This window comes from Afipia sp. GW821-FHT14H12 (assembly GCF_058803465.1).
Genome location: NZ_JBXAOZ010000001.1, coordinates 1,822,307 through 1,835,591 on the forward strand (window position 1 = coordinate 1,822,307; position 13,285 = coordinate 1,835,591).

Annotated in this window: 12 protein-coding genes and 1 tRNA gene; 12 read left to right on the plus strand and 1 reads right to left on the minus strand. The window is 62.3% G+C overall.

Going from position 1 to position 13,285, the window contains the following annotated elements; all coding sequences use genetic code 11:
* Window positions 1-13: 13 nt before the first annotated feature.
* The 11 genes from AC1RNA_RS09115 to AC1RNA_RS09165 all read left to right on the plus strand — a co-directional run bounded on the left by AC1RNA_RS09115 (window position 14) and on the right by AC1RNA_RS09165 (window position 11,786).
* A complete protein-coding gene (locus AC1RNA_RS09115; protein ID WP_009337075.1) occupies window positions 14-1,573 on the plus strand; it encodes a 2-isopropylmalate synthase in 1,560 nt (519 codons plus the stop codon).
* Window positions 1,574-1,753: 180 nt separating this feature from the next.
* A complete protein-coding gene (locus AC1RNA_RS09120; RefSeq protein WP_009337073.1) occupies window positions 1,754-2,758 on the plus strand; it encodes a TRAP transporter substrate-binding protein in 1,005 nt (334 codons plus the stop codon).
* A gap of 125 nt (window positions 2,759-2,883) precedes the next feature.
* A complete protein-coding gene (locus tag AC1RNA_RS09125; protein WP_492950896.1) occupies window positions 2,884-3,465 on the plus strand; it encodes a TRAP transporter small permease in 582 nt (193 codons plus the stop codon).
* Complete coding sequence (locus AC1RNA_RS09130; RefSeq protein ID WP_009337070.1) at window positions 3,462-4,787, plus strand: TRAP transporter large permease; 1,326 nt, start codon at window positions 3,462-3,464, stop codon at window positions 4,785-4,787. The genes AC1RNA_RS09125 and AC1RNA_RS09130 overlap by 4 nt, the downstream gene beginning before the upstream one ends.
* Before the next feature lie 220 nt (window positions 4,788-5,007).
* Window positions 5,008-5,083 (plus strand) — tRNA-Lys (locus AC1RNA_RS09135).
* A gap of 292 nt (window positions 5,084-5,375) precedes the next feature.
* Window positions 5,376-6,428: a DUF2778 domain-containing protein gene (locus AC1RNA_RS09140; RefSeq protein WP_492950897.1), complete on the plus strand. Its 1,053-nt coding sequence runs from the start codon at window positions 5,376-5,378 to the stop codon at window positions 6,426-6,428.
* Window positions 6,429-6,587: 159 nt separating this feature from the next.
* A complete protein-coding gene (locus tag AC1RNA_RS09145; protein ID WP_492950898.1) occupies window positions 6,588-7,802 on the plus strand; it encodes an MFS transporter in 1,215 nt (404 codons plus the stop codon).
* Between the two features lie 62 nt (window positions 7,803-7,864).
* The gene (locus tag AC1RNA_RS09150) at window positions 7,865-9,004 is read left to right on the plus strand and encodes an iron-containing alcohol dehydrogenase (protein ID WP_492950899.1); all 1,140 of its coding nucleotides are present in this window, start codon (window positions 7,865-7,867) and stop codon (window positions 9,002-9,004) included.
* Between the two features lie 37 nt (window positions 9,005-9,041).
* Complete coding sequence (locus tag AC1RNA_RS09155; RefSeq protein WP_492950900.1) at window positions 9,042-10,586, plus strand: class I adenylate-forming enzyme family protein; 1,545 nt, start codon at window positions 9,042-9,044, stop codon at window positions 10,584-10,586.
* 77 nt (window positions 10,587-10,663) lie between these two features.
* Window positions 10,664-10,927 (plus strand): acyl carrier protein, encoded by a 264-nt coding sequence (locus AC1RNA_RS09160; RefSeq protein WP_009337065.1) that lies wholly within the window; start codon window positions 10,664-10,666, stop codon window positions 10,925-10,927.
* Window positions 10,928-10,940: 13 nt separating this feature from the next.
* Entirely contained in the window at window positions 10,941-11,786 is an 846-nt protein-coding gene (locus AC1RNA_RS09165) for a 2-oxo acid dehydrogenase subunit E2 (protein ID WP_492950901.1), read from the plus strand.
* Here the strand turns inward: AC1RNA_RS09165 and AC1RNA_RS09170 are convergent.
* The gene (locus AC1RNA_RS09170; RefSeq protein WP_492950902.1) at window positions 11,780-12,364 is read right to left on the minus strand and encodes a protein-S-isoprenylcysteine O-methyltransferase; all 585 of its coding nucleotides are present in this window, start codon (window positions 12,362-12,364) and stop codon (window positions 11,780-11,782) included. The genes AC1RNA_RS09165 and AC1RNA_RS09170 overlap by 7 nt on opposite strands.
* A gap of 256 nt (window positions 12,365-12,620) precedes the next feature.
* Between AC1RNA_RS09170 and AC1RNA_RS09175 the strand changes: the two genes are divergently transcribed.
* Window positions 12,621-13,250 (plus strand): alpha/beta hydrolase family protein, encoded by a 630-nt coding sequence (locus AC1RNA_RS09175; protein ID WP_009337062.1) that lies wholly within the window; start codon window positions 12,621-12,623, stop codon window positions 13,248-13,250.
* Window positions 13,251-13,285 lie beyond the last annotated feature (35 nt).

Here is a 13,285-nt window from a genome sequence, read left to right on the forward strand (position 1 = left end):
AAGGAATAATTTCATGACCAGCCCCACCACGTCCGGCAAGGACCGCGTCGTCATTTTCGACACCACCTTGCGCGACGGCGAGCAATGCCCCGGCGCCACCATGACCCATGAGGAGAAGCTGGAGGTCGCCGAAATGCTCGACGCCATGGGCGTCGACATCATCGAGGCCGGCTTCCCGATCGCCTCTGTCGGCGATTTCGAGGCGGTCGCCGACATCGCGCGGCAGACCAAGAACGCGGTGATCGCGGGTCTCGCTCGCGCCATCCCCGCCGACATCGCCCGCGCGGGTGAAGCCGTGCGTCATGCCAAGCGCGGCCGCATCCACACCTTCGTCTCGACCTCGCCGATCCATCTGGCGCACCAGATGCGCAAGAGTGAGGAAGACGTGCTCGACATCATCACCGCGACGGTGACGCAGGCGCGCAATCTGGTGGACGACGTCGAGTGGTCGGCGATGGATTCGACCCGCACGCCGATCGAGTATCTGTGCCGCTGCGTCGAGACCGCGATCAAGGCGGGCGCGACCACGATCAATCTGCCCGACACGGTGGGCTATGCGGTGCCGGAAGAATATCGCCGCATGTTCAAGACCATCCGCGAGCGGGTGCCGAACGCGGACAAGGCGGTGTTCTCGGTGCATTGCCATGACGATCTGGGGCTCGCGGTCGCGAACTCGCTGGCGGGCGTCGAAGGCGGCGCGCGGCAGATCGAGTGCACCATCAACGGTATCGGCGAGCGGGCGGGCAACGCCGCGCTGGAAGAAGTCGTGATGGCGATCAAGACCCGCGGCGACGTGATGCCGTATTGGTGCGATGTGGAATCCACCGCGTTGACTCGCGCCTCGAAGGTGGTGTCGGCGGCGACCTCGTTCCCGGTGCAGTACAACAAGGCCATCGTCGGCCGGAATGCCTTCGCGCATGAGAGCGGCATCCATCAGGATGGCGTTTTGAAGAATGCGCAGACCTACGAGATCATGACGCCCGAGAGCGTCGGCGTGAAACAGACCTCGCTGGTGATGGGCAAGCACTCCGGCCGCCATGCCTTCCAGCACAAGCTGAAGGAACTGGGCTACGAACTGGCGGACAATCAGTTGCAGGATGCCTTCGTGCGCTTCAAGGCGCTCGCCGATCGCAAGAAGGACATCTACGACGAGGACATCGAGGCGTTGGTCGATCAGGAACTGGCGCAGTCGCATGATCGGCTGCGTCTGGTGTCGCTGACGGTGATCGCGGGCACCAACGGCCCGCAACGCGCCACCATGAAGGTCGAGGTCGAAGGCAAGGTGCAGATCGACGAGGCCGAGGGCAACGGTCCGGTGGACGCGGTGTTCAATGCCGTCAAGGCGTTGGTGCCGCACGAGGCCAAGCTGGAATTGTATCAGGTCCATGCCGTGACGGCCGGTACCGATGCGCAGGCCGAGGTTTCGGTGCGGCTGTCCCAGGATGGCCGTTCGGTCACGGCGCGCAGTTCCGATCCCGATACGCTGGTTGCTTCGGCGAAGGCTTATCTCAGCGCGCTCAACAAAATTATATCGCGCCGGCAGCGTGAGGTACCGGCGGCTGCGGCAAGCTGACACACCTTTATTCGCGGATGCAAAAAAGCGGCGCCCTGCGCCGCTTTTTTATTTTCTAAATTGTGTCGTATTCCTGCGAAGGATCAATAGGCTTGACCGGCATTATCTGTAATGGTCGGTTGCGATCCGCTATCAAAAAAAGCTGTCAAGATTTCTATGGGCCTGGGAGGTAGTACGTCTATGAGGAAAATCGTTATCGCCGCAGCTTCGCTTGCCGCTGCTTTCATGGTCGGACCGGTCAATGCGCAGACGCCGCCGATCGTCATCAAGTTCAGCCATGTCGTTGCCCCGGAAACGCCGAAGGGCAAGGGCGCCGAGAAGTTCAAGGAACTCGCTGAAAAATACACCAACGGCAAGGTCAAGGTCGAAGTCTATCCGAACTCGCAGCTCTACAAGGACAAGGAAGAAGTCGAGGCGCTGCAGCTTGGCGCAGTGCAGATGCTTGCGCCTTCGCTGGCGAAGTTCGGCCCGCTCGGCGTCAAGGAATTCGAGGTTTTCGACATTCCCTACATCATGCCGGACAAGGCGGCGCTCAATCGCGTCACGCATGGCGAGGTCGGCAAGAAGCTGCTCGCGAAGCTCGAACCCAAGGGCATCAAGGGATTGGCCTTCTGGGACAACGGTTTCAAGATCATGAGCGCCAACAAGCCGCTGCATAAGCCGGAAGATTTCCGCGGCCTGAAGATGCGCATCCAGTCTTCGAAGGTGCTCGAAGCGCAGATGCGCGCGCTGGGTTCGATCCCGCAGGTGATGGCTTTCTCGGAAGTCTATCAGGCGCTGCAGACCGGTGTTGTCGACGGTACCGAAAATCCGCCGTCCAATATGTACACCCAGAAGATGAACGAGGTGCAGAAGCACGCCACGCTCTCCAACCACGGCTATCTCGGTTACGCCGTGATCGTGAACAAGAAGTTCTGGGACGGGCTGCCGGCGGATGTGCGTGGTCAGCTCGAAAAGGCGATGGCGGATGCCACCACCTATGCCAATGACATCGCCCAGAAGGAAAACGACGATGCGCTGGCGGCAATGCAGAAGGCCGGTACCACCACCTTCTACAAATTGACGCCCGAAGAAACGGCTGCCTGGCGCAAGGCGCTCGATCCGGTTGCGGACGAAGTTGGCAGCCGTGTCGGCAAGGAACTGATCGCCGAGTTCCGCAAGGAAGCGGCCGCATCTGGCAAATGATGTGAAAAGCCTAACGGCCCGGCGGTAAGCCGGGCCGTTTACGGCTTGCCAGCAAGCGATAAATCATATCGTGCTATGGCTGACCGGCGAAAGGCCGGATCGATAACCGGTACCGGGGGGCTGCCGTGGGGTTGTTCTTGAGAGTCCTCGATCGACTCGAGGAAATTCTGATTACCTTCCTGATAGGGGCGGCCACCGTGATAATTTTTATCGCGGTCGTGCATCGCTATGGCTCGGGCGTCTCGTTTCTCTATCCGTATCTGCATCAAATCCACATGTCCTGGGCGCAGGAACTGTGCATCTTCATGTTCGTGTGGATGGCGAAGTTCGGTGCCGCCTACGGTGTGCGCACCGGCATTCACGTCGGCGTCGACGTGCTGGTTCTCAAACTGCCGCCGAAATCGCGCAAGGCCACGATCCTGTTCGGGCTGTTGTGCGGCGCGTTGTTCACGGGGGTTGTCGGTACCATGGGCGCGAAATTCGTCTATGGCCTCAGCCTGACCGACCAGACCACGCCGGATCTCGAATGGCCGAGCTGGATCGTCTATCTGTGCGTTCCGCTCGGGTCCTACCTGATGTGCTTCCGGTTTCTGCAGGTCGCCTTTGCCTACTGGCGGACCGATGAGCTGCCGCATCACGATCATTCGCATGTCGAGGGAATCGAAGTCGATAATGCGATTGGCCCAACGCCGGAGGGCCAGCGATGAGCACGCTTTTCATTTTCCTTCTTCTCATCGCCCTGATGCTGACCGGCATGCCGATCTCGATCGCGCTCGGTCTGACGGTGCTGACGTTCCTGTTCGTCATGACGACGGTGCCGATCGAGTCGGTGGCGCTGAAGCTGTTCACGGGTATCGAGAATTTCGAAATCATGGCGATCCCGTTCTTCATTCTCGCGGGTAATTTCCTCACACATGGCGGCGTCGCCAGACGCATGATCAAGTTCGCGACCTCGATGGTCGGCCATTGGTACGGTGGCCTCGGGCTTGCGGGCGTTATGGCGTGCGCGCTGTTCGCGGCGATCTCCGGCTCGTCGCCGGCGACCGTGATCGCGATCGGTTCGATCCTGCTGCCGGCGATGGTGGAGCAGGGCTACCCGAAGCGGTTCGGTGCAGGCGTCATCACGACCTCGGGCGCGCTCGGCATCCTGATCCCGCCTTCGATCGTGATGGTGATCTATTCGGTCGCCACCGGCGGTAGCGTCGCTCTCGGGCCGAACGGAGAACGCGTGCTGTCGGCGTCTGTCGGGCAATTGTTTATGGCGGGCGTCATTCCGGGCATCATGCTGGCAACCTTGCTCGGCGTGACGACATTCTATCGTGCCTGGAAGAACGACTACCCGCGGCTTCCCCGCGCGGATTGGGCCGAACGCATCAAGACCTTCCGCGAGTGCATCTGGGGCCTCCTGCTGATCATCATCGTGCTGGGCGGCATCTATGCGGGCTGGTTCACGCCGACCGAAGCGGCGGCGATGAGCGCGGTCTATGCGTTCTTCATTGCGGTGTTCGTCTACAAGGACATGACGCTGAAGGATGTGCCGCGCGTACTGCTCGGCTCCGCCAATATGAGCGCGATGATCCTCTACATCATCACCAACGCAGTCCTGTTCTCATTCCTGATGACGAGCGAGCAGATTCCGCAGCAGTTGACGTCATGGATCATCGGCAACGGCGTGAACTGGGTGACGTTCCTGATCTTCGTCAACGTGCTGTTGCTGGTCGCGGGCAACGTCATGGAGGCAAGCTCCATCGTGCTCATCACCGCGCCGCTGCTATTCCCGATTGCCGTGAAGCTCGGCATCCATCCGGTCCATCTCGGCATCCTGATGGTGGTGAACATGGAAGTGGGCATGTGCCACCCGCCGGTCGGCCTCAACCTCTACGTCGCTTCGGGCATCGCCAAGATGGGCATCACCGAACTGACCATCGCGGTCTGGCCGTGGCTGATGACGATGCTGATGTTCCTGCTGGCGGTGACGTTCATTCCGGAAATCTCGCTGTGGCTGCCACGCATGCTCGGGATGCTCTAGAGAGCGGACAGGGGCTGCCGAGGTCCGAATCGTGAAAGCCGCCGGTTTCGGCGGCTTTTGCGTTCAGGGGCAAGGCCTGCCGTGGGGGTGGCAGGTCATCCACAGTCCGCGCCGGAGGCCATGATTTTACGAACAAAATCATGCCCGCCTTTGCTGGACATCAGGGGATGCCTTTGCTAAACGACGGCCTCTTCCACGGACATTTAATCCGGTCGGAGCCGGGCGATTAGCTCAGTTGGTAGAGCAGCTGACTCTTAATCAGCGGGTCGTAGGTTCGAGCCCTACATCGCCCACCAAATCATCACTTCTTTCAAGCAGTTAGGATGAATCCGGCTGGCCGGAACAAGGCTTTTTGCCTGAAACTGGGCGTGCGCGGACGCCTGCGAATAGGGCGTATTCGAACCCCTCGCGGCATTTAATCCGCATTTAACTAAAACCCGCATTTAATGGGTCATCGGCACGTCGCGGGGGAATCCCGGTAAATACGGGGTTGCCGTCATGACAAATCCGCAATTGAATGGCCTATCGGCATGTGTGCACCACATGCACGAAGGGGGCCCGGGGGACGTAGTGCATACCACGAGGCAGATGAAGTCACGCCCACGCAGGCCTGTACCTCCGCGCGCGCCTGAGCGCGAGGTGCGTGCCCGTAAGGCGATCCGGCAGACTTTCGTTGGCGGCATCTTGCTGGCCGGCGGCGGGCTGTCCTGCCTCTGGATTCTGAACGCGAGTCTCGGCAACGCGGCCCTCCCGGCCCAACCGATACCTCCGTTCGATCTTGCGACCACCGTTCCCGCCCCGACCGCCTTTCCAAAACAATACGCCGCCTTGCTGGATGCCACCTCGCCACTTGGTCCGGCGACGTCTTTCAACCGTCCGATCGCGTTTGAAGAGCGCTGGTCGGGAGTAGCTTTCGAGGACCGCTGGGCAGCGGTCACACCTGAACCCGCTCCGAAGCAGGCCAAGGTCGATGTGGCCGCCACCGCGTCTGTGACACCGCCTGACGATGTCGCACAGGAGATCGCGGAAGCCGTTCCGCTGCCGTTGCCGCGTCCGTCCGTCGAGGTCGCCAAGAACGGCCCCTCGCGCCAGGATGCGGCGCAGGAAAACAAGGACGTTGCGCTCGCCGAGCCGGCCAAGCAGCCGTCGATCTTCGAGCGACTGTTCGGCAAGCTGCGCCCGGCCAACACCACGCTGGCCTATGCCTCCCCGGATGGCGGCATCTTCAGCAACGGCACGAGCCGCATCGGCGGCCGCTACGATCCCCATACCGCCGTCTATGACATTTCGGCGCGCACCGTTTACATGCCGGACGGCACCAAGCTTGAAGCGCATTCCGGTCTCGGCAGCCGCCTCGACGATCCGCGTTATGTCAACGAGCGCATGCGCGGCGCCACGCCACCCGCGACCTATGAACTGAAGCTGCGCGAATCCCTGTTCCACGGCGTTGAGGCGATCCGCCTGACTCCGGTGGACAGCACCGTCTACGGCCGCACCGGGCTTCTGGCGCACACTTACATGCTGGGGCCGAACGGCGACTCCAACGGATGCGTGTCGTTCAAGAACTACAACGCCTTCCTTCAGGCCTATAAGAAGCAGCAAGTGAAGAAGCTCGTCGTGGTTGCCCACCTCGACACCTAAGACGGCCGATCTCCCCCTTTTGTGATCTTATAATACGCGTTGCAGGCCACGCATGCGATGCGAGGTCTTGCCAATGCTGGCCGATCTGCGCCATGCACTGACGCGATATATTGCACCGGCCAGCGCTCGCGGCTGCCTTACCGAAGGTATGACGGCTGAATGGAATTCGATTCTCCGCGCGATATTTTGCGCCATCGGCCATTTCAGTTTTTCTTTGTGACGCGGAGCTTTTCCCGCTTCGCAACCCAGATTTCGACCGTCGCGATCGGGTGGCAGATCTACGATCTGACCGGCAGCGCGCTTTACCTCGGCCTTGCCGGGCTCACGCAATTCCTGCCGACCGCGATTCTGGTGTTTTTGGCGGGCCATGTTGCCGACCGTTACGACCGCCGCCGGGTGCTCCAGGCCTGCCAGAGTGTGGAAGGGCTGACAGCCGTGGCGCTGGCGCTCGGCAACTTCCTCGGCATTCTCACCGTGCCATGGATTTTTGCGGCACTTGCGGTTCTCGGCACCGCGACGGCGTTCGAAAGCCCGGCGACGGCCGCGATCCTGCCTGCCGTGGCGCCGCCCGGCCGGTTGCAGCAGGCAACTGCATTGTCGACGGCGGGCAACCAGATGGCGACCATCGTCGGCCCGGCGCTCGGCGGCTTCGTCTACGCCATCTCGCCCGGTGTGCCTTATGCGCTCATGACTGTGCTGTGGTTTGTCGCCTCGGTCATGACGCGGGCGATTCACTTCGAGCGTCCAGCGGTGCCGAAGGAGATGCCTACGCTTGGCGCGCTGTTCGGCGGGGTGCGGTTCGTGCGCGACAACCCGACCATCCTCGGCGTGATCTCGCTCGATTTGTTTGCAGTGCTGTTTGGTGGTGCGACGGCGCTGCTGCCGATCTATGCGCGCGACATTCTGCAAACCGGGCCGTGGGGTCTCGGCCTGTTGCGGGCAGGGCCTGCGGTCGGTGCTCTGGCGATGACGGTCGTTCTCGCGCATCTGTCGCTCAATCGCCGCGTGGGTCTGCGAATGTTTCAGGCGGTGATCGCGTTCGGGGTTGCGACCATCATCTTCGCTCTGTCGACACACATCTGGCTGTCGCTGCTGGCGCTGGCGGCGATGGGCGCGGTCGATACCGTCAGCGTGGTGATCCGTTTCTCGCTGGTGCAGTTGTCGACGCCCGACGACATGCGCGGTCGGGTCGGTGCGGTGAACTACCTATTCGTCAATGCCTCGAACCAGCTTGGCGAATTCGAGAGTGGCGTGGTGGCGGCCTGGCTCGGCGCGGTCCCCGCGGCGCTGCTCGGCGGTATCGCCACGATCCTGATCGCGCTGACGTGGATGCGGCTGTTTCCGGCCTTGCGCAAGGTCGAGCGATTGGAATGAAGTCGTCTTGACCCTTTGCGGCGGCGGCTGAACAATCCCCCGGAAATCGATCAGGAGCCGCGATGCCGGGTTTTACGTTTCAATCGACCAAATCGCTCTTGATGGAGCCGGGCGCGTCCGCGCGCATCGGTGAGCTTGTTAAGGCGCTTGGTTGTCGTTCGGTGCTGCTCGTCACCGACCCCGGCGTGATGAAAGCAGGATTGCTGCAGGCCGGATTAAAGGGGCTCGGACAGGCAGGCGTCGCCGTCACGGTCTTTTCCGAGGTCGAGGCCGATCCGCCGGTGCATGTCATCGCGCGCGCCGTCGCGATGGCGCGCGCGGCGAAGGCCGATGGCGTCGTCGCCATTGGCGGCGGCAGTTCGATGGACGTGGCGAAGCTCGTGGCGCTGCTCGCGCATGGCGACGAGAAGCTCGCGGATATCTACGGAGTCGGCATGGTGAAGGGCAAACGCCTGCCTCTGGTGCTGGCGCCGACCACGGCGGGCACCGGATCGGAAGTCACGCCGATCTCGATCGTCACCACGGGCGAGAACGAGAAGAAGGGCGTTGTCTCTCCGGTGCTGTTGCCGGACTGGGCGGTGCTCGATGCCGAACTGACGCTCGGTCTGCCCGCGCATGTCACCGCCGCGACCGGCATCGACGCGATGGTTCACGCCATCGAGGCTTATACCAGCAAGCGGCTGAAGAACCCGATGTCGGATGCCTTGGCGCGTGAAGCGCTGCGGCTGCTCGGCGGCAATATCCGCATCGTTTGCCGTGACGGCGCGAACATCGAGGCACGGCACAACATGCTGTTCGGCTCGATGCTTGCGGGCATGGCGTTTGCCAATGCGCCGGTCGCCGCCGTTCATGCGCTGGCCTATCCGGTCGGTGCGCGCTTCCATGTCGCGCATGGCCTGTCCAATTCGCTGGTGCTGCCACAGGTGTTGCAATTCAATGCACCGGCCGCCGAGGGGCATTATGCCGAGATCGCCGACATTCTCATGCCGGGCAAAGGCAATGATGCGGCCTCATTGGTCGAATGGCTCGCGGAATTGCCGGTCGAACTTGGTCTGCCGACCCGGCTGCGCGATGTCGGCATTAAGGAATCCGATCTCGATGCGCTGGCCGAAGACGCGATGAAGCAGACGCGGCTCCTCATCAACAATCCGCGCGAGATGACGCAGGCCGCTGCGCTTGGCATCTATCGTGCGGCGTTGTGATGTGGCAAGGATTGCGCCGTTCCCGGCGTGAGACGTGATGGATACAGTTGTCCTGCAATTCGGCGATGACGAGACGCCCGCGCATGCGGCGGCGGGCGATGGGGTGCCGTCGCTTGAAGGTGTCACCAACCTCGGCCTTGCGTTCTTCGACGTCGCCCGCGCGCGCGGCGATCATCCGGCGATCGTGACGGAGAAGGGTGCCTTCACCTATGGCTGGCTGCTGCGCGCCGCCGAGAGCGTGCGCCGCTATTTGTGCAGCCGTCCTGATCATGCGCCCGGCGCGCGCGTCGCGCTCAAGCTTGCGAACTCGCCGGAATATGTCGCGGCATATTACGGCACGCTGTTGGCCGACGGCGTCGTGGTGCCGCTGCCGGTGGCGCTCGAGCCGATGCGGCTCAAACAGATCGAGGACGCCTGCCGCCCCGATATCCTGATCGTCGCGAAGAATTTCGCGACTGAGACGGCTGACACGGTGACGCTGATCGCGGAATCCGCTGGCGACATTCCGCGCCCAACACCCACACGCGGCCGTGACGAACTGGCGATGCTGCTGTTCACCTCGGGCTCCACAGGTCTGCCGAAAGGCGTGATGCTCAGTCACGGCAATCTTCTCTCCAACGCGCGTTCGATTTTGCACGACCTGCCGATCACGGCGGACGAGCGCGCGCTGGTGCTGCTGCCGTTCTGTCATGCGTTCGGCAATTCGATTTTGCAGACACACATGCTGGCAGGCGCGACCATGGTGTTCGCGGGCGCGCTGATGTTTCCGGCGACGATCCCGCAGGCCATCGCCAAGTTCGACGCCACGAGTTTTTCAGCGGTGCCAGAAGTCTATGGCATGCTGATGAAGTATGGCCGTCTCGGCGAACAGACCATGCCTCATCTGCGCTACATGTCGGTCGCGGGCGGTGGGTTGCGCCACGATCTGTCGATGCAAATGGCGGAGCTGATCGCGCCCGCCGAATTCTATGTGATGTACGGCCAGTCGGAGGCAGCCGCGCGGCTCGCGGTGCTGCCGCCGGATCAGCTTCATGTTCGCGAAGGCTCGATCGGCAGGGCGCTGTCGGGTGTCGAACTGGCGGTCCTGGATGAATCCAACCACGCCTTGCCGCAGGGCGAGGCCGGGATGCTCTGTGCGCGCGGGCCCAACGTCATGCTCGGCTACTGGCAGGATGAGGCCGCGAGCGCGGAGGCATTGAGCGGCGGCTGGTTGCGCACGGGCGATCTCGCTCGCGCCGATGCGGATGGCTATTTCTATATCGAGGGCCGCGCGAACCTCTTGGTGAAGGTACAGGGCTATCGCGTTCATCCCGCTGAAATCGAGAGCGTGGTGGAGGTGGCGTTTCCGGGCGTCCGTGCCGTGGCGGTACCGATGCTTCATGCCGGGGAAACCCGTTTTGCGCTGTTCGTGGCGCCGCAGGGCGGGGCGGCGGTCGATCTCGCGAATCTCCGTGCAACCTGCCAGCGTGAATTGCCGTCCTATAAAATTCCCGTGCATGTCGAGATTCTGGACGAGCTTCCTTTGACATCGGGTTACAAGGTGGACCGGGCGGCTCTCGCCGGGCGGCTGCCCGCTGGCTGAGACCGTACTTTTCCCCGAAATTGGGCTATGAGAGGCGTCGCGCAACCGCGCGGATGGTGAGTGGAGATCGAGTGAAGATGATGCCGGAGCGGACACAGGTCGAGGCCGATATTCTGAAGTTCGTGGCGTCGCGCTGCCCGAACCATCCCGGCCTCGCGCTCGATACCGACCTGCTGGAGGAGGGGCTTCTGGATTCGCTGCTCCTGATCGACGTGATTTTTCAAATCGAGGAGCGGTACGGCATCAAGCTCGGCGGTGAACATGTTGGCCCTGTGCATTTCCGTTCGCCCGCAGCGATCGTCGATCTGGTGATGAGCCAGAGCGCGGCGGCGCAGGCGTGAGGGTCGCACACCGATGAAATGGCCTCTCGTCAGCCGCCCGCTGTCGAACGCGGAAATCCCGCTCTACAACCGTTATTACCTGCACGCACCGAAGGCGAGCCATGTCGATCCGGTGATCGTGATGGGCACCGAATTCGAGGCGGATGCGCTGCTGGCGTTTCTTCAGGAGAAAAATCGCAAGGGTGGCATCATCCTCACCACCGCCCATGCGCTGATCCGTGCGACCGGCCTTGCACTCGCGCAATTCCCCGAGATGAATACCCGCGTCGTCGGACGCCGTATCTACCGCTTTCGCGATATCGGCATTCGCATGGCGTTCTTCCATCGCAAGGCCAACGAAATCGATCTGCTGCTGGTGACATCGCCGGATAAAAAAAGCGTCGAGGACATCGCCGGGGAAGTCTGGCGGCGCTTGCTGGAGGCCGCGCGCGGCAACGGCGGCCGCGACCGCGATCTGGCGCGGATGCGCAAGGTGCCTGCGTTCTGGTTTCGGCAGATGATGCGCTTCTACGGTTTCCTCGACCGCCATTTCCATCTGCCTGCGGTCAGCCGTCTCGATGAATTGCGCGGCGGCAGCGCCATGGTGAACGACCTCTCGCATGCGGGTTCGCCGCCGATGCGCAGCTACAAGCCGAGCCGTTTTGCCGATGGCAGCGATTCGATCAACCTGACATTGGGGCCGGCGGAAACGAAACTGGTGATGCGTGACGGCGCGCCGGTTGAAATCCGCGTGATGCCGCTGTTCATGCGTGCCGACCACCGGCTTGCGGACGCCTATCAGATCGGGCGCTTTCTCGCCGCCATGCGCGAGACGCTGCAAAATCCTGAACGGCTGGCGGTCACTTCCACCGGTCAGTAGATGCCCGGCACCACGCGCGCGGTACGCTGCATGTAGGCGCGGTATTCGTCGCCGAAGGTGTCGATCATCATCTGCTCCTCGTGGCCGACGCGCATGAAGAACAGGATGCCGAAGCCTATGAGACCGGCCGGACCTGCGATCCCGTTCGGCAGCAGGAATGCCTGCGCGAGCGCCCATAGCCAGAATGCCGCGTACATCGGGTGGCGAACCCGGTTGTAGACGCCCCCGGTGACGAGCCGGTGCTGTTCGCGGACTTCGAGCGTGACCGACCAGTTGCGGCCGAGATCCTTGTGGGTGCGGTAGAACATCCACAGCGCGGCTGCGAAAATGCTACCGCCGATCACGACCTGAAGCGGGTGCAGCGGGTAGTCGGCGAAGCGGAAGGCGTGGCCGAACACGTAGAGCGCGGGCAGGATGCCAAGCCCGGTGGTCGAGGCGCTGAGCAGCAGTTTTTCGCGCAACCCCGAAGCTTGGCGGGCTTTCGGCGTACGCTTCGAGCGGCGATCATGCGGCAGGCGGATGATGAACCACCCGACCACGCCGATGGCCCAGATAATCTTGCTCGCCAGAAGAAGCACGGCCGTCCTGTTCTACCCAAAAGGTATCAAATGAAACGGGGGCTCTATCCCATACTCCGGCGCTGAAAGCCACCCGCAGGGCGTTACCGGATCGTCGCAAAGCCCAGTCGATTCGGTTCCCAAGTGAGAGAATTATGCAACACGCATGGCGATAAAGACGGCCATGCGGCGGAACGGCGGCAGGCGGCTTGATTTCACGCCGCCGGCTATTTTAAGTGACCCCCGTTAGGACAACTTCTTTTCATGACGGTGGAAGATGCGCACGTTCTGGTTGGCGATTGTTTTTGCAGTTGGATTGGTTTTCGCCCCGGTGGGTGCCCAGGCGGCACCGGGCCATGTGTATTTGCTCAAGGGTCTTGCGAACGTGTTCTCGACCGGCCTGGATAATTACGCGGCCGAACTGTCTCGCCGCCACATTCCGGTGACGGTCGCCAATCACAGCGAAGCAGCGGGCCTCGCGATGGAGGCGGCGCGCCTTTACAAGGCGGGCAAGGGCCCGATCGTGATCGTCGGTCATTCGCTTGGCGGTCAGGCTTCGACCCAGATGGCTGAGATCATGCAGCAGCAGGGCGCCAAGGTGGCACTGATCGTCAATTATGGCCCGCCCGGCACGCAGGTGATCCCGGCCAATGTTGGCCGCGTGGTGAATTATTACGGTGTCGTGGGCGGCGTTGCGGTGCGCGGCCCCGGATCGCGCGCGGCGATCACCAACATCGATCTGGCCGGCGATCCGAACATCAACCATTTCAACATGGACAAGTCGCCGCGTCTGGAAGCGCGGACGATGGGTCAGATTCTGGCGGCGCTTCGCAGCGGTCATCGCGTGCCGAAGGTTGCTGCGGGGGCGCATCAGCATTCCGCGTCGGCAACGCCGGCCGTTCAATAAGTTCTGCTCAACGACCATGATCCGCGCGGCGCAAT